22 protein-coding genes are annotated in these 24,098 nt (G+C 65.8%); 12 read left to right on the forward strand and 10 right to left on the reverse strand.

The features are described from left to right. Nucleotides 1-55: 55 nt before the first annotated feature. The 3 genes from B2U07_RS06945 to B2U07_RS06955 all read right to left on the reverse strand — a co-directional run bounded on the left by B2U07_RS06945 (nt 56) and on the right by B2U07_RS06955 (nt 3,915). Nucleotides 56-2,479 (reverse strand): TonB-dependent receptor, encoded by a 2,424-nt coding sequence (locus B2U07_RS06945; protein WP_197856208.1) that lies wholly within the window; start codon nt 2,477-2,479, stop codon nt 56-58. Between the two features lie 81 nt (nt 2,480-2,560). Further along, nucleotides 2,561-3,400 carry a FecR family protein gene (locus B2U07_RS06950; protein ID WP_197856209.1) on the reverse strand — a complete coding sequence of 280 codons (840 nt, stop codon included), beginning with the start codon at nt 3,398-3,400 and terminating at the stop codon, nt 2,561-2,563. Continuing rightward, entirely contained in the window at nt 3,397-3,915 is a 519-nt protein-coding gene (locus B2U07_RS06955; RefSeq protein WP_197856210.1) for an RNA polymerase sigma factor, read from the reverse strand. Before B2U07_RS06955 ends, B2U07_RS06950 begins: the two co-directional genes overlap by 4 nt. Before the next feature lie 288 nt (nt 3,916-4,203). Between B2U07_RS06955 and B2U07_RS06960 the strand changes: the two genes are divergently transcribed. Next, nucleotides 4,204-4,647, forward strand: coding sequence for a GNAT family N-acetyltransferase (locus B2U07_RS06960; protein ID WP_197856211.1), 444 nt, complete (start codon nt 4,204-4,206; stop codon nt 4,645-4,647). A 102-nt stretch (nt 4,648-4,749) separates the two neighbouring features. Here the strand turns inward: B2U07_RS06960 and B2U07_RS06965 are convergent, their stop codons facing one another. After that, the gene (locus B2U07_RS06965) at nt 4,750-5,292 is read right to left on the reverse strand and encodes a thioesterase family protein (protein WP_275545868.1); all 543 of its coding nucleotides are present in this window, start codon (nt 5,290-5,292) and stop codon (nt 4,750-4,752) included. 107 nt (nt 5,293-5,399) lie between these two features. Here B2U07_RS06965 and B2U07_RS06970 point away from each other — a divergent pair, with 107 nt between their 5' ends. Both B2U07_RS06970 and ycaC read left to right on the forward strand, forming a co-directional pair. Then, complete coding sequence (locus tag B2U07_RS06970; protein ID WP_296276512.1) at nt 5,400-6,383, forward strand: GlxA family transcriptional regulator; 984 nt, start codon at nt 5,400-5,402, stop codon at nt 6,381-6,383. 216 nt (nt 6,384-6,599) lie between these two features. Then, the gene (gene ycaC / locus B2U07_RS06975; RefSeq protein WP_183892921.1) at nt 6,600-7,229 is read left to right on the forward strand and encodes an isochorismate family cysteine hydrolase YcaC; all 630 of its coding nucleotides are present in this window, start codon (nt 6,600-6,602) and stop codon (nt 7,227-7,229) included. Between the two features lie 112 nt (nt 7,230-7,341). Here the strand turns inward: ycaC and B2U07_RS06980 are convergent, their stop codons facing one another. The 5 genes from B2U07_RS06980 to B2U07_RS07000 are packed head-to-tail and all read right to left on the reverse strand — an operon-like array spanning nt 7,342 to nt 13,337. Next, entirely contained in the window at nt 7,342-8,121 is a 780-nt protein-coding gene (locus tag B2U07_RS06980; RefSeq protein WP_275545870.1) for an ABC transporter ATP-binding protein, read from the reverse strand. Continuing rightward, entirely contained in the window at nt 8,118-9,191 is a 1,074-nt protein-coding gene (locus B2U07_RS06985) for a FecCD family ABC transporter permease (RefSeq protein WP_197856215.1), read from the reverse strand. Before B2U07_RS06985 ends, B2U07_RS06980 begins: the two co-directional genes overlap by 4 nt. After that, nucleotides 9,188-10,291: an ABC transporter substrate-binding protein gene (locus B2U07_RS06990; RefSeq protein WP_197856216.1), complete on the reverse strand. Its 1,104-nt coding sequence runs from the start codon at nt 10,289-10,291 to the stop codon at nt 9,188-9,190. Before B2U07_RS06990 ends, B2U07_RS06985 begins: the two co-directional genes overlap by 4 nt. 20 nt (nt 10,292-10,311) lie before the next feature. Next, nucleotides 10,312-10,992 (reverse strand): Fe2+-dependent dioxygenase, encoded by a 681-nt coding sequence (locus B2U07_RS06995; protein WP_275545871.1) that lies wholly within the window; start codon nt 10,990-10,992, stop codon nt 10,312-10,314. Beyond that, on the reverse strand, nt 10,992-13,337 hold the full coding sequence (locus B2U07_RS07000) for a TonB-dependent receptor (RefSeq protein WP_197856218.1): 2,346 nt from the start codon (nt 13,335-13,337) through the stop codon (nt 10,992-10,994). The genes B2U07_RS06995 and B2U07_RS07000 overlap by 1 nt, the downstream gene beginning before the upstream one ends. A 177-nt stretch (nt 13,338-13,514) precedes the next feature. On the opposite strand from B2U07_RS07000, the gene B2U07_RS07005 reads away from it, so the two are divergent. From B2U07_RS07005 to B2U07_RS07030, 6 genes are all read left to right on the forward strand, one after another. Further along, on the forward strand, nt 13,515-14,237 hold the full coding sequence (locus B2U07_RS07005; protein ID WP_197856219.1) for a response regulator: 723 nt from the start codon (nt 13,515-13,517) through the stop codon (nt 14,235-14,237). Continuing rightward, a complete protein-coding gene (locus B2U07_RS07010) occupies nt 14,234-15,613 on the forward strand; it encodes an ATP-binding protein (RefSeq protein WP_275545872.1) in 1,380 nt (459 codons plus the stop codon). Before B2U07_RS07005 ends, B2U07_RS07010 begins: the two co-directional genes overlap by 4 nt. A gap of 73 nt (nt 15,614-15,686) precedes the next feature. Next, on the forward strand, nt 15,687-16,163 hold the full coding sequence (locus B2U07_RS07015) for a hypothetical protein (RefSeq protein WP_197856221.1): 477 nt from the start codon (nt 15,687-15,689) through the stop codon (nt 16,161-16,163). Nucleotides 16,164-16,231: 68 nt separating this feature from the next. Further along, nucleotides 16,232-17,644, forward strand: a complete 1,413-nt coding sequence (locus tag B2U07_RS07020; protein WP_197856222.1) for a di-heme oxidoredictase family protein — start codon at nt 16,232-16,234, stop codon at nt 17,642-17,644. Nucleotides 17,645-17,654: 10 nt separating this feature from the next. Beyond that, nucleotides 17,655-18,719 carry an imelysin family protein gene (locus B2U07_RS07025; RefSeq protein WP_197856223.1) on the forward strand — a complete coding sequence of 355 codons (1,065 nt, stop codon included), beginning with the start codon at nt 17,655-17,657 and terminating at the stop codon, nt 18,717-18,719. Between the two features lie 3 nt (nt 18,720-18,722). Beyond that, entirely contained in the window at nt 18,723-19,826 is a 1,104-nt protein-coding gene (locus B2U07_RS07030; RefSeq protein ID WP_197856224.1) for a DUF1513 domain-containing protein, read from the forward strand. Nucleotides 19,827-19,864: 38 nt separating this feature from the next. Here B2U07_RS07030 and B2U07_RS07035 read toward each other — a convergent pair whose 3' ends face one another. Further along, nucleotides 19,865-20,890 carry a LacI family DNA-binding transcriptional regulator gene (locus B2U07_RS07035; protein ID WP_275545873.1) on the reverse strand — a complete coding sequence of 342 codons (1,026 nt, stop codon included), beginning with the start codon at nt 20,888-20,890 and terminating at the stop codon, nt 19,865-19,867. Between the two features lie 375 nt (nt 20,891-21,265). On the opposite strand from B2U07_RS07035, the gene B2U07_RS07040 reads away from it, so the two are divergent. The 3 genes from B2U07_RS07040 to B2U07_RS07050 all read left to right on the forward strand — a co-directional run bounded on the left by B2U07_RS07040 (nt 21,266) and on the right by B2U07_RS07050 (nt 24,073). After that, nucleotides 21,266-22,093: an NAD-dependent epimerase/dehydratase family protein gene (locus B2U07_RS07040; RefSeq protein WP_275545874.1), complete on the forward strand. Its 828-nt coding sequence runs from the start codon at nt 21,266-21,268 to the stop codon at nt 22,091-22,093. 53 nt (nt 22,094-22,146) lie between these two features. Beyond that, complete coding sequence (locus B2U07_RS07045) at nt 22,147-23,022, forward strand: SMP-30/gluconolactonase/LRE family protein (RefSeq protein ID WP_275545875.1); 876 nt, start codon at nt 22,147-22,149, stop codon at nt 23,020-23,022. Between the two features lie 76 nt (nt 23,023-23,098). Further along, on the forward strand, nt 23,099-24,073 hold the full coding sequence (locus B2U07_RS07050; RefSeq protein WP_197856228.1) for a TRAP transporter substrate-binding protein: 975 nt from the start codon (nt 23,099-23,101) through the stop codon (nt 24,071-24,073). Nucleotides 24,074-24,098 lie beyond the last annotated feature (25 nt).

The following is a 24,098-nucleotide window of genomic DNA, read 5'->3' on the forward strand; positions in this document are numbered from 1 at the left end:
TTTGCCGAGCGCGCTGTTCGAGAAGACGGCCCCGCCATCGTGCGGGGCCGTTTGGTTACCACTGGTGGCTGTAGCTCACCGTCAGCGTAGTGCCAGGCGCCGGCAGGTGGCTGGTGTTGTTGTTGCTGCGCAGTAGCTGGCTGTAGAGCGGGTAGTAATCGCGGTTGAACAGGTTCTGGATGCCCAGGCTGACCTTGTCCGCTTCGCTCAGGCGGTAGTCGCTGATGAGGTCGACGGTGGTGTAGCCGTCCACGTCGCGGCGGCCGAAGCTGGCCTGACCATCCAGGCGATAGTCCTTGCTGGCGAAGTAGGTAGCCTGCAGGCGGTTGCTCCAGGCTTCGCTGGGGTTGTACTGCACGTAGGCGGTCAGCTTCAGCGGTGGCACGCGGAAACCGGTCATGTCGCGCCACTCGCCGTTGTCCGGTTTCTCGCGACCCTTCATCCAGGTGAAGGTGCCGCCCAGGCCCCAGGTTTCCTCCAGGTTCAGCCAGTCCAGGCTGCCCTCGACGCCGTGGATGCGCTCCTCGGTGCGAGTCAGGATCAGGCCATTGTTGAAGCTCTGCACGTCACCGAGTTTCGAGGTGGTGTAGAACAGCGCCAGCGCCCCCTGCGTCTGCTCGCCCAGCGCACCACGCCAGCCCAGTTCGTAGTTGTTGGTCTTTACCGGCTCCAGGTCGGAGGAGTCGATGTCGAAACCGCTGCGCGCATTACGCAGCTGCACGCCGATGTCCGGCAACTGGAAGCCCTGGCTGAAGGCGGCATAGATCTCCTGGCCGGCCACGGGCGAATAAACCACGCCGAGGTTGCCGAGCACATCGTCATAACGCACCTTGCCGCCGCTGACGGTCGCCGGGTTGGCATTGCGAATCTCCGACAACGGCACGAAGTCGTCGAACTCGGCGGTGGCGTACTCGTAGCGCAGGCCGCCATCGACCGACCACTGCTCGTTGATGCGATGGCGCAGCTGGACGAAAGCGCCGGTGCTGATGGTGGTCAGCTCGGGCATGTAGGTGCGCTTGCCGATCTTCTCGAAATCCCGACCGCCGCTGGCGTCGTAGCGCGCAGCGTCGAAGATGTCGAGCGGCATGTCGCTGCGCTCGTGGTTGAAGTCGCCACCCCAGACCAGTTCGGTGTTCTCCCCCAGCGGCGTGCTCAGGGTGAAGCGGCTGCCGAGAACTTCGCTGTTCTGCATCACCTGATCGACGAAGCGCCCACGGGTGGCGACGCCACGTGCGTCGAAGGGGGTGAAGCGGGTGAAGTAGTCGCGGTAGTAGAGCTGCGCGGACAGGCGACTGCCGAGCAGATCCGCATGCTCGTATTGGAGGTTGGCCAGGGTGTTTCTGATGCGGTTCTGGGTGTCCAGCTTCAGGCCCTTGAGCGGCTGCGCCGGCACGCTGCCGGCGGGCAGCGCGGCAACCGCAGGGTCGGCGGTGTAGTCGCTGTCCTGCTTGGCATCGGAATGACTGAGGGCGAGCTGGATGCGCTGATCCTCGTCGATACGCAGGCCGAGTTTGCCGCCGATGTTGAAGCTGTTGGAGTCGAACAGGTCGCCCTGACTCGGCTCGGGAGCGATGCGCTTGCCATCCGCGTCGAACGAGCCACCGACATGGCGCACACCGAGGTCGAAGGCGTAGTCGACCTGCCCCTGCGCGCCGGACAGGTGATGCTGAAGTTCACCGCCCAGGCTGTCGCCGTCCAGCTGGGTCAGCGAGGACGTACCACGGAGGGTGGTCTCGGCCCGGCGCTCGCCACCGGCCGCTCGGGTGGTGATATTGACGATGCCGCCGGTGGCGCCGGCACCGTAGATCGCACTGCTGCCATGCACCACTTCGACCCGCTCGATCAGTGCCGGGTCGATGCTGGCCAGGTTGCGCGAGGAGTCGCGGTTGGTATTGAGCGGCACACCATCGACCAGGATCAGCATGGTGCGCCCGCGCAGGGTCTGGCCATAGTCGGTGATGGTGCGGCTGGAATCGGACATGCCCGGCGTGACCTTGGCCAGCAAGGTGGCCAGGCTGTCGGAACCCTGGCGCAGCTGCTCGAGCTTCTCGCGTTCGATCACATCGACCTGGCGCACCTGCGGTACCAGGTTGCTGGAGGTGCGCGTGGCGGTCACGTCCATCGCCCCCAGTTGCAGCGGCGCGGCATTCGGCGCCTGCGACAGCGCGGCCTCGCGAGAAACGATGATGAAGGTGTCCTCGCCCTGCTGGCGAACCTCCAGGCCACTGCCTTCGAGCAGGCGCTGCAGGGCCTCGCCGGTGCTGTAGCGACCACGCAGCTCACCGGCCTGCTTGCCGCTGGCGATGTCGCTGGAGAAAAGTATCTGCGCGGCGGACTGGCCGGCCAGGGCATTGAGCGACTGTTCGAGCGGCGCGGCAGGCAGGTCGAAGTCGACTTCGCTGGCGGCCTGCACCATCGACGACAGGCCCAGCAGCAGGCTGCTGGCCAACAGGTTAAGGCGCAGTGTCGGGGTTCTCACGTGGGGTCTCCAGGAATGAAAAGAGGGCGTTCCTGGAGATAGCCGCCGCTACGCGGGCAAAACCCTACCTCGCTGCGAAAATTATTTTTCGGCCTGACGCCGGCTCAGCGTCGGAACGCCATCGGGGCCCGTCGTCAGATCCAGCGGCAGGATCTTCGGCAACAGCGCCGGCAGTCCCTGCAGGCGCGAGCGTTCGAAGCGGCCGGATACCGGTAGCTCAGCCAGGCTGGGGTCCGCCAGGTTGACGCGGATACCGGTATGGCGCTGCAGCGCATCGAGCACCTCACCCAGCGGCGTACGCTCGAAAACCAGACGACCATCGATCCAGGCGGCGCTCGCCTCGGCATCGACCCGCGTGACCGTGCCGAGCTCACCGGCGCGTACCCGCACCTGCTCACCCGCGCTCAGCAGCAGCGTATCGCCGCGACCGTGCACAGCCACCCTGCCCTCGCTCACCGTGACCTGCACCTCGTCGCCCAGTCGGCTGACGTTGTAGCGCGTGCCAACCACGACAATCTGCGTAGCGCCGGCCTGGGTCAGGAATGGCCGGTAGCTCATCGGCGCAACCGCGAACAGCGCCTGGCCGGCCTGCAATTCCACACGGCGGCTACGCAGGTGCCAACTCACCCGAATGCGGCTGTCACCATCGAGCGTCACTTGGCTGCCATCAGCCAGGGCAATGGTCTGCACCTGCCCTGGGGCACTGGCATGATCCTCGTTGCGATAGGCGGGGTCGAGCCAGATCAGGCCACCGGTCAGGGCCAGCGCGGCGGCGAACAGCCCCAACGCGGTGCCCGGCGAGCGCCGGCTGCGCTTGACCGGCGCCGGCAGGGGAAAGCGCGCCTTGAGTGCCTCGCGGTGGCGAGCGATGGCGTCGTCGGCCGGGATGCGCTCGTCCTCGTGCGGCGGCTGACGCTTCACGGCGCTACCCGCTCCAACCAGGCCAGGCACTTGCTCATGCCCACGCGCAGGTGCTTTTCCACCGCCTTCAGGGAGATGCCCAGTTGCTCGGCCACCTCCTGCTGGGGCAGCTCGTGGAGCTTGTGCATGATGAACACCTGCTGACAGCGCGGCGGCAATTCGGCAATCGCCGCACACAGACGATCCAGCTCATCGGCCGTTTCCAGACAGCGCTCCGGCCCCGGAGCGGCGCTGGCCACCTCCGGCAACTGCGCCTGCTCGTCTACCCAGGCCTGCCGCCGCCGCTCGCTGCGGTAATGGCTGACGGCGCGGTCATGGGCGATTTTGCGCAGCAGCGCCAGTGGCACACGCACATCTTTCTTCTCCGGCGCTTCCAGCAACTGGACGCAAACGTCGTGGACCACCTCGCGTGCCGCGTGGCGGTCGCCGAAGCGGCGACGCACCGAGTCGACCAGTTCGTCGTAATGACGCACCAGCGCGGCGAGCAGAGAGGTATTGGCGGAGGAATGGGACAAGGGAGCGCTTCGCTGCCAACTGAAAGAGCGCGAATATAAGTGAGAATTCTTTTCAGTTAAAGCACTGCAACAAGGATCGCTATCGGCTTGAGGCCAATGGCCTCGACCGACTATGGGGTGCCTCTACAAAACGTAAGCGAGGCAGTCAGCGCAAGGCAAAAACAAGCGAAAAAGCGGAGTTTACGAGTTGTAAATGAGCATTTTGAGCTTGTTTTTAACGCAGCGATGACAACGCAGGTAGTTTTTAGAGGCACCCTATGGTGACCTGCCTGCACAAGGAACCCTGTCATGGAAGCCACGCTTCGTCCGGCTACCGTAGCCGATATCGACACGCTATTCGACATCCGCACCAGCGTCGTCCAGAACCACCTGTCCCGCGAGCAGATGGCCGAACTCGGTATTACATCGGCCGCCTTGGCCGAGGCCATCGAACATACGCCCTGCGCCTGGATAGCTGAACTGGACGGCATAGCGGCGGGCTTTGCCATGGTCGATCTCGAAGCCGGCGAACTGTTCGCCCTTTTCGTTCGCCCGCAAGCCGAAGGTCAGGGACTTGGGCATCTGCTCCTGAATGCGGCGGAGACGGCGCTATTCCAGGGTCACGAGTCGATCTGGCTGATCACCGATGGTCACGAAAGCATCCGCGCCAATGCTTTCTACCGCCGCCATGGCTGGGAGCTGGCGGGCGCCGTTGACGAACGCGACGTGCGTTACGAGAAACGCCGCAGCTGAACATGCAGGCGCTATCTCGCTCAGGAAGAAGGGCCGCAACACCAGGTGTTACGGCCCTCCTCTTTAATTTGACTACCCAGGTGGTAATGGCCAGCCCGGCACCTAAGGTCGCTCCGTCTCACGCAGTTGCAGACTCAGGCCGTCGCAGCTGGCCGACCACTGCTGCAGCCAATCGGGTAACGCCGGTGACTGCTCGTCCAGACCAAGCTCACGGGCGAATTCGGCAGGCGCCACATTCCCCTTCGGCCCACGGAACAACCCGCGCATGACCACCACGGCGATGACCCGCTGATCCTTGACGAAGCGGTGCTCGACGAAGCTCCACTTGTCGTCCCAGCCCAACATGCGTGTGTGGATCTCGAAACGCTCGAACAGCTTCAGTTCACGGCGGAACTTGCCGCACACATCACCGACGATGGGCAACGCACGGTGGCGCAGAGCCACGCGAAAGGCGCCGCTGCGCAGCACGTAATCCATCCGTCCGACATCGGCCAGGGTGAAGTAGCGACCATTGGTGACGTGCCGGTTGAAATCCAGATCCAGCGGCCACACCCGCAGGCGCACCACGGTGGTGGCAAGCCCCGGCACCGGCCGGCGCCAGGGACGGCGCAGCAACATCAGCAAAAGGCGAAACCAGAGGTTCATGCGACAAACACCCGTTTGAATGAAGGGGGCGCACTCTAGGCGGCGCGCCTGGAGTAAGGTAGATGCAGAAATGACCAATACCATGCTGATTACGCAATGGAGTAACCATGCACGTCACCTTGCTGCTGGCTGACTACAGCTCGCTAGCCAGCGCTGCCCTGGCTCTGGAAGTACTCGACGCCGCCAATCGTTTCGCCCTGCCGGCCACAGCGCCCTTCACCCTCAGCGTGGCCTCGCTGGACGGGCAGCCGGCGGCCAGCGCCCTGGGCCGCAGCATGCCGGTGGACGTGGCGCTGGAGGCGGTGGAGAAAACCGACCTGGTGCTGATCCCCGGCTTTCTCTTCAGCCTGCGCGAGGCGCTGCCGACGTTCGAACGCCATGCCGGCTGGCTGCGCCGTCAGCATGAGCAGGGGGCGGTGATCGCCTCGATGTGCACGGCCACCTTCATGCTGGCCGAGGCGGGCCTGCTCGACGGTATAGAAGCCACCACCCACTGGGCCTTCGCCGACCTGCTGCGGCGCCGCTACCCGCAAGCCCGCGTGGACGAGCGGCGCATCCTCTGCGAGGACAACCGGGTGATCACCAGCGCCGGGGCGAGCGCGGCGATGGATTTGCTGCTGCACCTGATTCGCCGCTTCGCCTCGCGCGAACTGGCGCAGCAATGCAGCCGCTACCTGCTGATCGACAATGTGCGCAGCGAGCAGTCCGTCTACATCAGCTGGTCGCTGCCGCGCAGCCATGGCGACGAAGCGATCCTGCGCGTGCAGGACTGGATGGCGGCCCACTTCGCCGAGCCGTGCAACATCGACGAGTTGGCCACGCGCTTCGGCTTCGGCGTGCGCAACTTCAAGCGTCGCTTCAAGGATGCCACCGGCCTTCCGCCGCTGGCCTATCTGCAGGGCTTGCGCCTGGAGAAGGCCAAGGAGTTGCTGGAAACCACACGCCTGAGCGTCGAGACGATCACCAGCCGGGTGGGCTACGAGGACAGCAACTCGTTCCGCCGCCTGTTCTGCCAGCGTGTCGGCGTTTCTCCAACTGCCTTTCGCAAGCGTTTCCTGCGCATGCCGGCAGGCCTTCAGGCGGATGATTGACACTCTGCGTGTTGCCCCTCGCCCATCGTCTGGGTGAGGTCGCAGAAGCGATCAAACGCTTTATCGTTCCCCAAATAGAACGCTAGAGGCAATTTTCGCAGTCTAGTCGGAAAAGGGTCTCGAATTTAATCTTTCTTCCATGCAGTGACGCACTGCTGAACGAAAACCCACTCACCGGCACAGCCGGCACATTGAAAACAATTCGAGGACTTCACCATGACCAACGCCACCTACAACCGCCTGGACAAAGACAACGCCGTCGTACTGCTGGTCGACCACCAGGCTGGCCTGCTCTCGCTGGTTCGCGACATCGAGCCGGACAAGTTCAAGAACAACGTGCTGGCGCTGGCTGATCTGGCCAAGTTCTTCAACCTGCCGACCATCCTCACCACCAGCTTCGAAACCGGCCCCAACGGCCCGCTGGTTCCCGAGCTGAAGGAAATGTTCCCGGACGCGCCGTACATCGCCCGCCCTGGCCAGATCAACGCCTGGGACAACGAAGACTTCGTCAAGGCGATCAAGGCCACCGGCAAGAAGCAGCTGATCATCGCCGGCGTGGTGACCGAAGTCTGCGTGGCGTTTCCGGCCCTGTCGGCCATCGAGGAAGGCTTCGACGTGTTCGTGGTCACCGATGCCTCCGGCACCTTCAACCAGATCACCCGCGACTCGGCGTGGCAGCGCATGACCCAGGCCGGCGCGCAACTGATGAACTGGTTCGCCGTTGCCTGCGAGCTGCACCGCGACTGGCGCAACGACGTGGAAGGCCTGGCCAAGATCTGCACCGATCACATCCCGGACTACCGCAACCTGATGACCAGCTACAACGCGCTGACCGCTGGTAAGTGATCCACGCCTGAAACCGAACCGGAGCCTGCAAAGGCTCCGGTTTCTTTGCGCAAGAGAAAAGCTCGACTCGCCCGTGCTGGTCGACATCCGCGGCGAGCCTTGCGGCTGCCTGTCAGCCGAGTCTTTGACCGGCCGGCAGCGCCCGATCCACCAGCACCTGCAGCCGTCCGCGCGAGCAACGTTCGACGCGCGCCTCGACGCCGTAGACCTCGGCCAGCAGATGCGGCGTCAGCACCTCGTCGGGCGTGCCGCTGGCATGGATACGGCCGGCGCGCATCACCACCAGCTGGTCGGCGCAACTGGCCGCCAGGTTGATGTCATGCAGCACCGCCACCGCCAGCAATTGGTGCTCGCGCACCAGGTCGCGCACGCAATCCATCACCCGCAACTGGTAATGCAGATCGAGCGCGCTGGTCGGCTCGTCGAGCAGCAGCACCCGCGGGCGCCGCGCGATCAACTGCGCCAGCGAGACCAGTTGCCGCTGCCCACCGGAAAGACCATCGAGCGAATGCTCGGCCAGATCCTCGATGCCGATGCGCGCCAGGGCGTCGAAGGCACGCGCCAGCACCTCACCCTCCTCGCTCACCCGCAGCGCCGCCAGCACGCTTTCCAGCACGCCGAGGGCGATGCCCGGCGGCAATTGCTGCGGCATGTAGGCCAGAGTACGAGCACGCTCGCCGCCGCCGATGCGCGTCAGATCCTGGCCGCCGAGAGTAAGGCTGCCTTGCATGCGCTCCAGCCCGGCCAGCGCCCGCAGCAAGGTGGACTTGCCAGCCCCGTTGGGGCCGACCAGCGCCACCAGGCCGCCCGGCTGCAGCTCGGGCAGCGACAGCCCGTGGAGAATCTGTCGGCGCCCATAGGCCACCGCGATGTTTTCCGCCCTGAGGGTCACAGGCGCCTCCCACGGCGGAACACCAGCGCGACGAACACCGGCACGCCAACCAGCGCGGTGACGATGCCCACCGGCACGATCACCCCCGGCAGGATCAGCTTGCTGGCGATGGACGACAGCGACAGCAGCAAGGCGCCGACCAGGGCGCTGGCCGGCAGCAGGAAGCGTTGATCCTCGCCCACCAGCAGGCGCGCCATATGCGGGCCGACCAGGCCGACGAAACCGATGGTGCCGACGAAGGCCACCGCAGTCGCCGCCAGCAGACTGATGCGCAGCAACGAAGCGTAACGCAGGCGGCGCACGTCGACGCCGAAGCTGCGTGCGCGGTCCTCGCCCATGCGCAGCAGGGTCATGCCCGGCGCGGCGCGCAAGGAGAACGGCAGCAGCACGGCGAGCACCGCGGCGAGGATGCCGAGCTTCTCCCAGTTGGCCCGAGCCAGGCTGCCCAGCGTCCAGAACACCAGTTGCTGCAGCACGTCCTCGGTGGCCAGCAGTTGCAGCAGCGACACCAGCGCATTGCAGCTGAACACCAGAGCGATACCGAACAGCACCAGGCTCTCCACCCCGGCGCCACGCAGGCGCGACATGGCCTGCAACAGCAGCACCGACAGGCAGGCGAAGACGAACGCCGCCACCGTCACCTGGCCGCTCGGCGCCAGCCAGTCGATGGCCAGCGGATAGGCGATGGCCAGCGAGGCGCCGAGCGCCGCTGCCGAGGACACGCCCAGGGTGAAGGGGCTGGCCAGCGGGTTGTCGAGGATCGCCTGCATCTCGGCGCCGGCCAACGCCAGCGCGGCGCCGACCAGCACCGCCATCAGCGCGTAGGGCAGGCGCACGTTCCAGATGATCACGCGCTCGGTGGCGCTCAGCGCGCCGGGGTCGAGAATGCCGGCCAACAACTGACCAAGGCCCATGCCGGAGGCGCCGCTGGCCAGGTCGGCCAGTACGCTGACCAGCAACAGGCCGACCAGCAGCAACACCAGCAGACCGCGCCGCAGCAACAGGCGCCGGTAGCTCAGCGCGGCCGCCTCCAGCGCCGGCGCGCCGGCACTTTGCAGATAGGCATTCACGGCGTTGCGTCGATCCAGTAGTGGCCATCCAGGCCAACGGCAAGGAAGCGGTTGATCTCGGCCTGGGTCGCGCGCGGGTCGAGGTCGGCGAAGCGCTCGGGATGAATCCAGCGCGCCATGCTCTCGATCGCCAGGATGTTGAACGGCGAGTTGTAGAAGTCATGCCACAGAGCATGGGCTTGGCCATCACGGATCGGCCGCAGCGGCGCGAACTCGGGGCGCGCGGTGATCTTCGCCAGACTATCGCGGGCGGTCTTCTCGTCCACGCCGGCACCGAGCAGCACGCCCGGGTTACGGTTGCCGGTGGCGATGTAGACGTCCGGGTCGGCGGTCAGCACATACTCCACGCTGACGTCACCGATCGCGCCCGGCACCACGCCGGCGGCGATGTTGCGTCCGCCGACTGCTTCGACCACGCCGCCCAGGCCGCTCTTGCCGGTGGTGTGGCCCGGCGCCTGCCAGACGCCAGCCAGCAGCTCGAGAAACACCTTGGGCCGCTGCGCATCCGGCAGGTCGGCCACCGCCTCGGTGACGCGCGCCAGGTGGCGCTCATAGAAGCTCAGATATTCCTGCGCCTCGCGCTCGCGGCCGAGCAGTTTGCCCAGCGCTTCGAGGCTGACGCGGGTGTTCTTGATCGGGTGCACACGAAAATCGATGAACAGCACCGGTATGCCCGCTGCGGCAAGCAGGTCGGCGACCGGGCTGTGCTGGGTCGGGCCTTCACCGGCGATGCTGAACACCGCCAGGTCCGGCTTGAGGGCGAGGATCTGTTCGGCGCTGACGCTCTGCTCCGAGGCCTGGCCGATCAGCGGAATCTGGGCGATGCCCGGGTACTGCTCGGCATACACCTCGTAGGTGTGCGGGTCGAGCAGGCGCATGTCGTTCTGCCAACCGACCACGCGCTGGAACGGTGCCTCGCGGTCGAGCAGCGCCAGGGCGAAGAACAAGCGCCCTTCGCCCAGCACCACGCGCTTGGGCTCGGCCGGCACTTCGACCTTGCGCCCGAGCACGTCGGTGACTTCCACGGCATGGGCGGAGCCTACCAGGGCCAGCAGCAACAGGGGCAGCGCGAGTACGCGCCGCAGCGGGGAGATATTCACGGCAATGACCTCGAATGGATTCAGGTGTCGCTCCAGCGGCGGAGCAGGTTGTGATAGACGCCGGTGAGTTCCAGCAGTGATTGGTCGTCGGCGCCCTGGGCAGTCAGGCGCTGGATGGCCACGTCCATGTCCAGCAGCATCTGCCGCTGGCTGTCCTCGCGCACCAGGCTCTCGATCCAGAAGAACGAGGCCAGGCGCTCGCCACGGGTGACCGCCTCGACCCGGTGCAGGCTGCTGCCGGGATAGAGCACCAAATGCCCGGCCGGCAGCTTGACGCGCTGCTCGCCGAAGGTGTCGCGGATCACCAGTTCGCCGCCGTCGTAGCTGGCCGGATCGGCCAGGAACAGGGTCGCAGACAGGTCGGTGCGTACGCGTTCGCGCACGCTCTTGATACCGCGGATGGCGTTGTCGACATGGAAGCCGAACGCCTCGCCAGCGCCATAACGATTGAACAGCGGCGGGTAGATGCGCTTGGGCAAGGCGGCGGACATGAACAGCGCGTTGTCCGACAGCCGCCGCAGGATCAGCTCGCCGAGCTGGCGGGCCAGCGGGTTGTCCTCGTCCAGCTGGCGGTTGGCCTTGACTTGCGCCGACTGCACGCCGGCGGTGGCCTTGCCCTCGACCCAGGGTTGCGCCAGCAGTTGCCGACGCACCTCGTCCAGTTCCGCGGCGCTGAGCAGCGCTTCGATCTCGATCAGCATCAGAAGCTGTAATCCACGCTGGCGGTGACGGTACGCCCGGCGCCCGGCACGCCATACAGCTGGAAGCCATCGAGCGAGGCGCTGATGCGGCTGTAGTAGAACTTGTTGAACAGGTTGTCGACGTTGAGATTGACCGTAGTGTTCGAATCGACCTGATAACGTGCCGCGACGCTGTGCAGCCAGTAGCTCGGCGCCTTTTCATGGTCACGGGTGTAGATAGCGGCCACCCCGGACGGACCATCGGCGTAGCTGCTGTTGTTGTTCAGGCCGCCCACGTACTTGTTGTCGCTATAGCGACGGCGACCGACATAGTTGGCGCCGTAGCTCAGACTCAGGTCGTCGCTGAGGTCGTAGGTGGTCCACAGGTTGGCGGTCAGGTCGGGGACGTTCTTGGCCTCCTCGCCCTTGTTGGCGCCCTTGGTCTGGCGGCTCTTCATCGCCGCGAAGCCGGCGTAGGCGCTCCACTTCGAGGTCAGCTCGCCCTGCAGGCCCAGCTCGACGCCGTCGACGCGTTTGGCCGGCAGCGCACGTACCGGCGAGGCCTCGCCTTCGCTGTATTCCCAGCTGTTCTCCAGTTCGGTGCGGAAGATCGCAGCGGTCAGGCCCAGGCGCTTGTCGAGCAGCTCCCACTTGGTGCCCAGTTCGTAGGTGCTGGCCTTGGCCGGCTCGTAGTTTGCCGTGCTCGCTGCGCCGTAGACTTGGTTGTTGGTGGTGGCGCCGATGGCCGACGGCTGCGCCGACTGGCTGTAGGACAGGTAGATGCTGCCGTTGTGCGCCGGCTTGAACACCAGCCCGGCGCGGCCGCCGAAGGTGTCGTCGCGACGACTGGTTTCGTTGCCGCCGTTCTCGGTGCTGACCTTCCAGCGGTCATAGCGCAGCGACAGCAGCAGCTGCCATTGCGGACTGAAGGTCAGGGTATCGGAGACGTACAGGCCGGCGTTCTTCACCTCGGTGGCCGGGTCCCCGTAGCCCTTGCGCTCGTAGGTGGAGGCGAAGTGATGGGCCGGATCGGTCATGTCGAAGAACATCGCGCCGTCCGGCACCTTCATGCTCTTGTGCAGGCCGGCGTAGGTTTCCTTGTACAGCTCGACGCCGGTGACCGCCTGGTGGCCGATGCCGCCAGTGGCGAAGTCGAAGCTCAGGTCGGTCTGGTTGTCGATGATCGAATAGCGCTTGGACAGGCCGAAGTCGCTGCCGCGCAGGTAGCCATAGCGGGTGTCACCGCTGTTGGCGTAGTCGGTATAGGCATTGACGCCATTGACCGAGCTGACCGGGCCGACGCCCACGTAGCCGAGGCTGGCACAGCGCGTGCCGGTGCAGTTGCGGCTGCCATCGGCGTTGGCGGCGACGAAGCGCGCCGGCGAGAGCACCGCCCAGTTGTCGGTCTGCTGCCAGCGCAGCTGGTTGCGCAGCGTGGTGCTGTCGTCGAAGTCATGCTCGAACAGACCGGTCAGCGAGCGCGTCTCGGTCTGCTGGGTGTACAGGCTCGAATCGCCGTACCAGGCATCGCGCGATACGCCGGGCATGCGCTTGCCATTGCTGCCACGCTGGATCGGCACGCCGCCGTCCGGGGTGTTTTCGTCCTTCTGGTAGAAGGCATCGAGCCACAGGCGAGTTTCGGTGCCCAGGCCAAAGCCGAAGGACGTGGCCAGGCCCCAGCGGTCGTAGTCGACTTCGTCGCGCTCGGCCACCGCGTTGCCGTGCTTCATCAGGTTGATGCGCACCGCGCTGGTGTCGTTGATCTCGCGATTGATGTCCGCGGTCAGGCGCTTGTAGTTGTCGCTGCCGATGCCCGCCGACAGCTTGCCGTCGTCGCCGAGGTGGGCGCGCTTGCTGACCAGGTTGACGCTGCCGCCGATGGCCGAGACGCCGGACTCCACCGAGCCGGTGCCCTTGTAGACTTCGGCCTGCTCCAGGTTGAAGGTGTCGGTGCGGCTGGACATGCCGGAATCACGCACGCCATCGACGGTCAGGCTCTGCTCCGAGGAGAAGCCGCGGATGGAGAACAGGTCGCCCCAGCCCAGGTTGCCCTCGCCGGACATGAAGGTGATGCCCGGCACGTTGCGCAGCACGTCCTGCAGGGTCTGCGCGTTCTGCTCGTCGAGCACCTCGCGCGGCACCACGTTGACGCTCTGCGGCGCGTCGAGCAGCGGCACGGCGATCTTCGCCGAAGAAGCCCGGTCGGTCTTGTAGGGCACGTTCTGGCCGGTCACCTGGGTGGCGGGCAATTGCACCGCGCTATCATCGGCCAGCGTCGGCAGCGTGCAGGCGCCGAGCATCAGGCCGAACGCCGGAGCCAGGGTTTTCGACAGACTCGAGGGGACTGCGGGAAGCACTTGGGACATCGATATTCCTTAAATACAATCAGTCGCATTTGTATTCGAAGGATTCTATCGATTGCGCCCCAGCCCCCTGGCTGTCGAGATGTATCGGCGATCGTATGACCTGCGCGCCACAACATTCCATTACATTTGCCCGACGGCACCGGTGTAAGGTGCTCGTCCCGCCCACAGGTGATGCCCATGTCCCGACCGGATCACATCCTCATCGTCGACGACGATCCCGAGATTCGTCAGTTGCTTTCCACCTACCTCAGCGATGCCGGTTACCAGACCAGCGTGGCCAGCCACGGTGTGGAGATGCGCAAGCGTCTGGAGGAGCAACTGATCGACCTGGTGGTGCTCGATCTGATGATGCCCGGCGAGGATGGCCTGACCCTGTGCCGCGAGCTGCGCGTGCGCAGCAACATTCCGGTGATCATGCTCACCGCGCGCGGCACCCTGGTCGACCGTATCGTCGGCCTGGAGATGGGCGCCGACGACTACCTGCCCAAGCCGTTCGATCCGCGTGAATTGCTGGCGCGGATCAAGGTGGTGCTGCGCCGCACGCAGAGCTTTCCGGATCGCGCGCGCCTCGATGAGGCCACCACCCTGCGCTTCGCCGGCTGGCGCCTGGACACCGCCACGCGGCAGTTGCGCTCGCCCGCCGGCCTGGTAATCAGCCTCGGCAACTCCGACTACCGCGTGCTGCGCCTGCTGCTGCAACACCCCAATCGCCCGCTGAGCCGCGACTTCCTGCTTGGCCATGCCTTCGACAAGGAACGCGCGCCCTTCGACCGCAGCATCGACGTGTGCATCAGCCGTCTGCGCCAGCATCTGGAAGACGATCCGCGTGCGCCCAGGCTGATCCGCACCGTGCGCAACGAGGGCTATGCCCTGACCGTCGAACAGGTCGAGCAAGGGTGAAGCGCTTCTGGCCCGACTCGCTGTCCGGTCGCCTGGTGCTGATCCTGGTGACCGGCCTGCTCGCCGCGCAGGTGCTGACCAGCAGCATCTGGTACGAAGTGCGCCATGGCCAGGTGCTTGAGATCCCCACGCGCCTGCTGGCGACGCGCCTGGCCGATCTGATCCTGCTCGACCGGCACGATCCGCAGCAGGCCATGGCGCTGATTCGTGCGCTGCAGGCCGATGACTTTCGCCTGCTCGAACGCCCGCCGAGCACGTCGCCACTGGACAAGGCCGACCGCAATCGCGAAACGCTGCTGCGCGAAGTGGTCGAGCAACGCACCGGAGCGGCTCCCCGCTTGCGCCTGCTGAGCCTGGAGGTGCTCGATCAGGACGGCCATCCGGCCAGCCTGCCGGTATTGTTCGGCACGGGCCCGGCCAGTGGTCGCTTTCTGGTGGAGCTGCAGCTGCCCAGTGGCCCGCTGCTCTACCTGCAGGCCACCGAGGAGCAGGGCTGGACGAACACCCCGCCGCTGTCGCTGCTGCTCGACTACCTGACCCGCATCTACCTGCTGCGCATCATCGTGGTGGTGCTGATCGCCCTGCTCGCCGTGCGCCTGGTGCTGCGCCCGCTGCAACGCATGACCGGCGCTGCCGAAGCCCTCGGCCAGGACATCCATCGCCCTGCGTTGCCGGTCGAAGGCCCGCGCGAGGTGCGCCAGGCCGCGCAGGCGTTCAATGCCATGCAGCGCCGCCTGATCGACAGCATCGCCGAGCGCACGCGCTTCTTCGCCGCCGTTTCCCACGATTTGCGCACGCCGATTACCCGCCTGCGTCTGCGCGCCGAGCTGCTCGCCGACGAAGCCACCCGCCAGCGCTTTCGCGACGACCTGCAACGCATGGAGGAAATGGTCTCGGCGAGCCTGGACTTCCTGCGCAGCGGCGAGCTGCAGGACGCCCGTGAACAGGTGGATATCGACGCGCTGCTGCAGGGCCTGCAGGCGGACTTTCATGATCTAGGTGCCGAGGTGGCGATCCAGGGCAGCGCTCGCCCGCTGGTGGCCCACGCCAGCGGCCTGCACCGCTGCCTGCAGAACCTGCTGGAAAATGCCGTGCGGCATGCCGGCGGACTCATCGAAATCCAGCTCGAAGACAGCGCCGAGTACGTACGTATCGGCATCGCCGACCGCGGCCCGGGCATCGACGAGGCGCTGCTGGAGCGCGTCATGGAACCCTTCTACCGCGAGGACGAAGCACGCGGCGAAGGCACCGGGGGCTATGGCCTCGGCCTGAGCATCGCCCGGCAAATCGCCAGCGCCCATGGCGGCAGCCTCACCCTGCAACCCCGCGAAAGCGGCGGGCTGCTGGCGCTCCTCGACCTGCCGCGCCGGAGCTGAGTGCTGGTGCTTCCCATGGTTGGCACAGGCCGGTAGCTTCGACATTCATCCCACCTACAAGGAATAGTGCATCGTGCTACCCGTCATCCAGGAGGAAGTCAGCGGCTGCGGTATCGCCGCGGCCGCCAACATCCTTGGCAAGCGCTACGCCGAGATGAAGGCCATCGCCAACGCCATGGGCATTCATGCCGAAGACCAGTCGCTGTGGTCCGACACCCAGTACGTGCGCCGCCTGCTGGCTAGCGGTGGCGCCAGAGCTGCAGCCGGCGAAACGCCCTTCGTCTCCTGGGAGGCCCTGCCGGACCTGGCGTTGCTGGCCATCAAGCACCACCAGGAAAACGGCCGCAACTTCTGGCACTGGGTGGTGTTCGAACGCTCGCTCGGCCAGATGCGTGTGCTGGATTCGGCCAGCTATCTGCCCACCAACGTGCGCACCGACTTCGCGGCTATGCAGCCGAAGTGGTTTATCGCGGTGGACCGGGCCGGCGCCGCTGAGGCGGACGGCGCAGCAGCCCGCGACCGCTGGCCGCGCCCGGATAACGCTAATTGATCTTATTTAAATTTCGTTAGCCTGATAATCTTGCCGCCCCGTTTCCCTGCCGTCCGGATAGTTCCTCGATGTCGCCGCTCCAGCGCTGCCTGCTGCCAATCCTGGCTCTGACCCTGATCGCCTGCGAGCAGCAACCCGAATTCACGGCGGCAGAACCCGGCGAAGCCCTGTCGGCTGGCGCCGCCACGGTACGCAAGTTCGACCACAACGCCTTCTCTCTGCCCGCGGCCAACCTGGCGCCCAGCCGGCGCCTGGATTTTGCGGTGGGCAACAGCTTCTTCCGCAACCCCTGGGTGCCAGCGCCCGCCTCCACCACCGCGCGCGACGGCCTGGGCCCGCTGTTCAACACCAATGCCTGCCAGAACTGTCACCTCAAGGACGGCCGAGGCCATCCGCCGGAGCCGGGTACTCTCAGCGCAGCCTCCATGCTGGTGCGCCTGTCCATCCCGGCCGCGGCCGAGCATGCCGAGTTGCTGGAGCGCCAGGGCGTGGTCGCCGAGCCCACCTACGGCACCCAGCTGCAAGACATGGCCAACCCCGGCGTCGCCCCCGAAGGCAAGGTGCGGGTGAACTACAGCAGCGTGCCGGTGCATTTTGCCGACGGCACGCGGGTGGAACTGCGCAAACCGCAGCTGGAAATCACCCAGCTCGGTTACGGCGATATGCACCCGGACACTCTGTTCTCCACCCGTATCGCCCCGCCGATGATCGGCCTGGGCCTGCTCGAAGCCATTGCCGAACAAGACATCCTCGCCGCTGCCGACCCGGACGACGCCAATGGCGACGGCATTTCCGGGCGCGCCAACATCGTCTGGGATCGCCAGCAGCAACGCAGCGTACTCGGCCGTTTCGGCTGGAAGGCCGGGCAGCCCAACCTCAACCAGCAGAATGCCGACGCCTTCGCCAATGACATGGGCCTGACCACCAGCTTGATCCCGCACGACAACTGCACCGCTGCGCAGGCCGATTGCCTGGCCGCGCCCCATGGCGGCGAACCGGAGGTCAGCGACAACATCCTCGCCAGCGTGCTGTTCTACAGCCGCAACCTCGGCGTGCCGGCGCGGCGCAACGTCGACGCCCCGGATGTGCTCAAGGGCAAGAGCCTGTTCCACCAGGCCGGCTGCCAGAAGTGCCATACCCCCAGCTTCACCACCTCGGCCGATGCCGCCGAGCCTGAGCTGGCCAATCAGTTGATCCGCCCCTACACCGACCTGCTCCTGCACGACATGGGCGAAGGCCTGGCCGATGGCCGCGAGGAGTTCCTCGCCACGGGCCGCGAATGGCGCACACCGCCACTATGGGGCATTGGCCTGACCCAGGCCGTCAACGGCCACACCCAGTTCCTGCACGACGGTCGCGCCCGCAACCTGCTGGAAGCCATACTCTGGCACGGCGGCGAGGCCGAAGCGGCCAAGCAGCAGGTGCTGAAATTCGATGCCGATGAGCGAGCCGCGCTGCTCGCCTTCCTCAATTCCCTTTAAGGAGCCCGAGATGTTGCATAAAAGCCTGATCGCCTCCCTGCTCGGCCTGGCCCTGGTCGGCTGCGGCCAGCAGGATCAGACCGCCAAGGTCACCGGCGCGCTCACCGACGGCGTGTTGCTGCCGGCCTATACCAGCTGGCAGGAAGCCGATCGCCAACTGGCCGAACGTGCTGCGGCCTTCTGCGCCGGCAGCGCCGACCTGCCCGCCGCGCGCCAGGCCTTTCTCGGCGCCATGAGTGCATGGTCGGCGCTGCAGCCGCTGATGCTCGGCCCGCTGGCCGAGGGCAACCGCGCCTGGCAGGTACAGTTCTGGCCGGACAAGAAGAACCTGGTGCAGCGCCAGGTCGAGGCGCTGCTCAAGAACAAGCCGCAACTGACCCAGGCCGACCTCGCCAGCGCCAGCGTCGTGGTGCAGGGCCTGACCGCCTCCGAATACGTGCTGTTCGACGCCGACATCGATCTGACCCAGGCTGAGCAGAAAGCCCGCTACTGCCCGTTGCTGCAGGCCATCGGTCAACATCAGCAAGCCCTCGCTACCGACATCGTCGCGCAATGGCAGGCCGACGAGAGCGGTATGGCCGCGCAGCTCAAGCAGTTCCCCAACGAGCGCTACGCCGACTCCAAGGAAGCGGTGGCTGAACTGTTGCGCGTTCAGGTCAGCGGCATCGATGGCCTGAAGAAAAAACTCGGCGCGCCGCTCGGCCGCCAGACCAAGGGCATCCCCCAGCCCTACCAGGCCGAATCCTGGCGCAGCGGTGCCAGCCTGGCCAACCTCGGCTCGGCACTGGCCAGCGCCGAACTGCTCTGGCACGGCAACAACAAGGACGGCCTACAAGCGCTGCTGGGCAGCGACCAGGCCGAGCTGGCGCAACGCATCGACGCCGCCTACCTCGACACGCGCCAGCGCCTGGCCGCCTTGGACCTGCCGCTCACCGAACGGTTGGCCAGCGAAGCCGGCCGCACGCAGTTGAACGAGCTGTACGACAGCCTCAACCGCCTGCATCGCCTGCAGGAAAGCGAGCTGGCCAGGGCCCTCGGCGTACAGATCGGCTTCAACGCGCACGACGGGGACTGACGGATGCAACGCAGAACCTTTCTCGGTCTCGGCGCGGCTGCGGCCAGCCTGGCGGCTGCGGGCGCCTTCGGCGGCTGGACGCTGTTCGGCCCCTCGGGGCAACCGCTACTGCTGTCGGCCCGTGACGACGCCGATGGCAAGCACTACGCGGTCGGTTATCGCCTCGACGGTGAACGCGCATTCGCCACCCCGGTAAACGAACGCTGCCACGATGTGGTGCCGCACCCGACCTTGCCGCTGGCATTGTTCGTCGGCCGCCGCCCGAGTACTGAAAGTTACCTGATCGACACCCGCAACGGCCGCCTGCTGCAAACGCTCAGCTCACCAGCCGGGCGCCACTTCAACGGCCACGCGGTGTTCCACAAGGGCGGCGAATGGCTGTACACCACCGAGAACGACACCACCGAACCCGGACGCGGCGTGCTCGGCGTCTATCGCCTGGACGCTGAGCGACTGCAACGCGACGGCGAACACGGCACGCACGGCGTCGGCCCGCACCAGCTGTTGTGGATGCCCGATGGCGAAACCCTGGTGGTGGCCAACGGCGGCATCCGCACCGAAGCGGAAAGCCGCGTCGACATGAACCTCGATGCCATGCAGGCCAGCCTGGTGCTGATCAAGCGCGACGGCAGCCTGGTCAGCCAGGAGTACCTGGCCGATCAACAAAACAGCATCCGCCACCTGGCCGTGGCTCGCGACGGCACCGTGGTCAGCGGCCAGCAGTACATGGGCGACATGCACGATGCCGTACCGCTGCTGGCAATCAAACGACCCGGTAAGCCGTACCAGCCCTTTCCCCTTGGCGAGGCGCAGCGCGCGGCGATGAACCAGTACACCGCCAGCGTGGCCATCCATGACGAGCTGCGCCTGCTGGCGATGACCGCACCGCGCGGCAACCGCTTCTTCATCTGGGATCTGGACAGCGCCGAGGTGCGCCTCGACGTGCCGCTGCCTGACTGCGCAGGTGTCGGCGCGGTGGCCGATGGCTTCGTGGTCACCTCCGGTCAGGGCCGTTGCCGCCTTTACGATTGCCGCGGCGCGCGCATCGTCACCAACGCCCTGCAGCTACCGGCCGGCCTCTGGGACAACCACCTGCGCCTGGCCTGAGCCATGACCTGAGCTGAGCTGAGCTGAGCGTGCCGGGCTCAGGCGCTGCCGCGCTCGATCAGTTCGAAACCCACGTCCAAGCGCAGTGGCTGACGCGCAGCTGCTGGCTCGGCAATACGCTCCAGCAGCGCTTCGGCAATGGCGCAGCCAATACGCGCCCCGTCCACCCGCACGGTGGAGAGCGGCGGATAGGTATGCGCCGCGCTGGAAAGGTCGCCGAAGCCCATCACCGCCAGATCCTCGGGGATACGCAAGCCACGACTCAGCGCCTCGGCCAGCACGCCCTGCGCCACCGTATCGGAACTGCACACCACCACCTCACCGGCAGCGCCCTCCTGCAGCAGGCGCGCCAGGCCTTCACGGCCGACCGCGAGCGTCGCCGGTGCCGGCAGAATCTGCGCCGCCACTGGCGCCGCAACGTGCCCGTGCAGCGCCGCGACCAGACTGCGATAACGGCGCAGGCCCCGCGGATCATCGATACCTACCGCCGACACCCGGCGGTATCCCTTGCCGATCAGGTAGCGCGCCACCGCCTGGCCGACGGCCTCGTGGGAGAAGCCGACCAGCATGTCCACCGGGTGCTCGCACAGATCCCAGGCCTCGACCAGCGGGATGCCGACCCGCGCCAGGCGCTCACGGCTGGCTTGGGAATGCTCGGTTCCGGTCAGCACGATACCGTCCGGGCGCCGCCCCAGCACCGCTTCGAGCAAGGCCTCCTCCTGCTCGGGGCGGTATCCGGTCAGGCCCAGCAGGGTCTGGTAGCCGGCGGCAGCCAGGCGGTCGGTCAGCGCCTGCACGGTGTCGGCGAAGATCGAGTTGGCGATGGTCGGCAGGAAGATCGCCACCAGCCGGCTGCGGCTGGATGCCAACGAGCCGGCGGCCAGATTGGGCACGTAACCGGTCGCGCGCACCGCCTCCAGTACGCGCTTGCGGGTCGCATCGGTGACCACTTCAGGTCGGCCGAGCGCGCGTGATACGGTGATCGGCGACACCCCCGCCACCCTGGCCACGTCGATCAGCGTCGGTGCCGCACTGCTGCGAATACCGGCAGGTTTCCTGCCCATCTCACGCCTCCAAATCAATCAAGCGCCTTGCACAAGCACGCTCCACGTTCGCCGAGATACGTTGTCATACAACTTTAGTCAAATACGCCGAGCCGATCACACTCCAGCGGTTCACCGAAACCACCGCCAGGTTCTCCGAAATACTTCGAGCACATACGAGAAACCGCCGTAATAGAGCGGGCAAATCGAAATTTCCATTGGCCCGACAGCGAGACCGAATCTGTCCAACGAGCCTGGCGACAGGCAGAGCGCCCTTATCAAATTCCCGCCACTGTCACGTTGACATTGACCAGGCTGGTGCTGATAATCGATTCAAGTCATACGACAACGTATGACAAACCAATAACAACAAGCAACAAGAGTCCAGGCCCCGCCATGACCACGATCTCCAGCGAACTGCGCCCCTTCAATCGCCTGCTGCTGACCGGCGCCGCCGGCGGACTCGGCAAGGTACTGCGCGAACGTCTGCGCCCCTACGCCAACATTCTGCGCCTGTCCGACATCGGCGAGATGGCCCCTGCCGCCGGCTCCCATGAAGAAGTGGTGCGCTGCGATCTGGCAGACAAGGCCGCGGTGCATCAACTGGTCGAAGGCGTCGACGCCATCCTGCACTTCGGTGGTGTCTCGGTCGAGCGCCCCTTCGAAGAAATCCTCGGCGCCAATATCAGTGGCGTGTTCCATGTCTACGAAGCCGCGCGCCGCCATGGCGTGAAACGCGTGGTGTTCGCCAGCTCCAACCATGTCATCGGCTTCTACAAGCAGGACGAGCATCTCGACGCCAACTGCCTGCGCCGCCCGGATGGCTATTACGGCCTGTCCAAATCCTACGGCGAGGACATGGCCAGCTTCTATTTCGATCGCTACGGCATCGAGACCGTCAGCATCCGCATCGGCTCTTCCTTCCCCGAGCCAGCCAACCGCCGCATGATGAGCACCTGGCTGAGCTACGACGACCTCACCCACCTGATCGAACGCTGCCTGTACACCGAAAATGTCGGCCACACCGTGGTCTACGGCATGTCGGATAACCGCGACGTGTGGTGGGACAACAGCAAGGCCGCGCACCTGGGCTTCAAGCCCAAGGACAGCTCGGAAGTGTTCCGCGACAAGGTCGAGGCGCAGCCGATGCCGGCCGCGGACGACCCGGCACGCATTTACCAGGGCGGCGCCTTCGTCGCAGCAGGCCCATTCGGCGACGACTGAAACGTCGCCCCACCGCCACCCGATGCCATAACAACAACTAGAGCGCCCCTGCCATGACAGCCGAACTGATTGTCGATGCGCGCAACGCCACGGGTGAAAGCCCGGTCTGGAATACAGCCGAACAGGCCCTGTACTGGGCCGATATCCCCGCCGGACGCCTGTATCGCTGGTCCGCCGCCACTGGCCAGACGCAGAGCTGGCAGGCCGAGGAAATGCTCGCCTGCATCGCCATGCATCCGGCTGGCGGCTGGCTCGCTGGCATGCAGAGCGGCATTTTCCATCTGCGCCCGCAAGACGATGGCAAGGTGCAGGCCGAACGCCTGGCGCAGGTCGAGCACGCCCGCCCGCAAATGCGCTTCAACGATGGCCGCTGCGACCGCCAGGGCCGCTTCTGGGCCGGCACCATGCTGCTGGACATGGCCGCAGGCGCCCGCGTCGGCGCGCTGTATCGTTACGACGGCCAGCTGCAGCAGGTACTCGCCGACTTTATCGTGCCCAACGGCCTGGCCTTCAGCCCAGATGGCCGCACCCTCTACCTCTCCGATTCACACCCGAGCGTACAAAGTGTCTGGGCCTTCGATTACGACACCGACAGCGGCACGCCGCACAGCCGCCGCCTGTTCATCGACATGACGCAGCATCCGGGCCGCCCGGACGGCGCTGCGATGGATGTCGACGGCTGCTACTGGATCTGCGGCAACGACGAGGGCCTGGTGCACCGCTTCACGCCCGATGGCCGCCTCGACCGTTCGCTGGCCGTGCCGGTGAAGAAGCCCGCCATGTGCGCCTTCGGCGGCGCGAATCTGGACACCCTGTTCGTCACCTCGATCCGCCCCGGCGGCGACCTCTCCGACCAGCCGCTGGCCGGCGGCGTATTCGCCCTGCAGGCTGGCGTATGCGGTATCGAGGAGCCTGCCTTCAAACCCTGATCCGATTCACCCCGGGCCGTTCGCGGCACCGGACTGCACTGCTGTTCACCAACAACAACAAGACGGAGTTTTCCGCATGAACCTCAAACGCAAGTTGCTTCTCGCCACACTTCCGCTAGCGCTCGGTCTGTCTTCCTTCGTACAGGCCGAGACGACCCTGAAAATTGCCGAAATCCACCCTGCCGGCTACCCGACCGTAGTCGCCATGGAAAACCTCGGCAAGAAACTGGAAGCCGCCACCAATGGTGAAATCAAGTCCCGCATGTTCGCAGGCGGTGTGCTGGGTTCCGAGAAGGAAGTGATCGAACAGACCCAGATCGGCGCCGTTCAGCTGACCCGCGTCAGCCTCGGCTCGGTCGGCCCGGTGGTTCCGGCTACCAACGTCTTCAACATGCCGTTCGTATTCCGCGACATCGACCACATGCGCAAGGTGGTCGACGGCGAGATCGGTCAGGAAATCCTCGACGCCATCACCAACTCCGACTTCAACATGGTCGGTCTGGCGTGGATGGAAGCCGGCAGCCGCAGCCTCTACACCAAGAAGCCGGTACGCAAGCTGGAAGACCTCAAGGGCATGAAGATCCGCGTGATCGGCAACCCGCTGTTCATCGACACCCTCAACGCCATGGGTGCCAACGGCATCGCCATGGACACCGGTGAAATCTTCAGCGCCCTGCAAAGCGGTGTGATCGACGGCGCCGAGAACAACTCGCCGACCCTACTCGAGCACAACCACTTCCGTGCCGCCAAGTACTACACCCAGACGCATCACCTGATCCTCCCCGAGCCGCTGCTGATGTCTAAGACCACCTGGGAGAAGCTCACCCCCGAGCAGCAGGAGCTGGTCAAGAAGCTGGCCAAAGAGGCCCAGTTGGAAGAGCGCGACCTGTGGGTTGCCAAGGAAAAGGCCAGCGACGAGAAGCTCAAGGCTGAAGGCGTCGAGTTCATCGAAGTCGACACCAAGCCCTTCTACGACGCTACCGCCCCGGTACGTGAGAAGTACGGCGCCCAGTTCGCCGATCTGATCAAGCGCATCGAAGCCGTTCAGTAATCCACGCGCAAGCGCGCGGCGCCGG

It is taken from the genome of Pseudomonas sp. UBA7530 (genome assembly GCF_002479365.1).
Lineage (GTDB): Bacteria > Pseudomonadota > Gammaproteobacteria > Pseudomonadales > Pseudomonadaceae > Aquipseudomonas.

Coding starts and splice junctions, on each gene's coding strand:
- B2U07_RS06995 (WP_275545871.1), bottom strand. CDS start 10,992: ATGCTGATCGAGATCGAAGCGCTGCTCAGCGCCGCGGAACTGGACGAG.
- B2U07_RS07035 (WP_275545873.1), bottom strand. CDS start 20,890: ATGGGCAGGAAACCTGCCGGTATTCGCAGCAGTGCGGCACCGACGCTG.
- B2U07_RS07005 (WP_197856219.1), top strand. CDS start 13,515: ATGTCCCGACCGGATCACATCCTCATCGTCGACGACGATCCCGAGATT.
- B2U07_RS07025 (WP_197856223.1), top strand. CDS start 17,655: ATGTTGCATAAAAGCCTGATCGCCTCCCTGCTCGGCCTGGCCCTGGTC.
- B2U07_RS07040 (WP_275545874.1), top strand. CDS start 21,266: ATGACCACGATCTCCAGCGAACTGCGCCCCTTCAATCGCCTGCTGCTG.
- B2U07_RS07030 (WP_197856224.1), top strand. CDS start 18,723: ATGCAACGCAGAACCTTTCTCGGTCTCGGCGCGGCTGCGGCCAGCCTG.
- B2U07_RS06970 (WP_296276512.1), top strand. CDS start 5,400: ATGCACGTCACCTTGCTGCTGGCTGACTACAGCTCGCTAGCCAGCGCT.
- B2U07_RS07020 (WP_197856222.1), top strand. CDS start 16,232: ATGTCGCCGCTCCAGCGCTGCCTGCTGCCAATCCTGGCTCTGACCCTG.
- ycaC (WP_183892921.1), top strand. CDS start 6,600: ATGACCAACGCCACCTACAACCGCCTGGACAAAGACAACGCCGTCGTA.
- B2U07_RS06960 (WP_197856211.1), top strand. CDS start 4,204: ATGGAAGCCACGCTTCGTCCGGCTACCGTAGCCGATATCGACACGCTA.
- B2U07_RS07050 (WP_197856228.1), top strand. CDS start 23,099: ATGAACCTCAAACGCAAGTTGCTTCTCGCCACACTTCCGCTAGCGCTC.
- B2U07_RS06965 (WP_275545868.1), bottom strand. CDS start 5,292: ATGAACCTCTGGTTTCGCCTTTTGCTGATGTTGCTGCGCCGTCCCTGG.
- B2U07_RS07045 (WP_275545875.1), top strand. CDS start 22,147: ATGACAGCCGAACTGATTGTCGATGCGCGCAACGCCACGGGTGAAAGC.
- B2U07_RS07000 (WP_197856218.1), bottom strand. CDS start 13,337: ATGTCCCAAGTGCTTCCCGCAGTCCCCTCGAGTCTGTCGAAAACCCTG.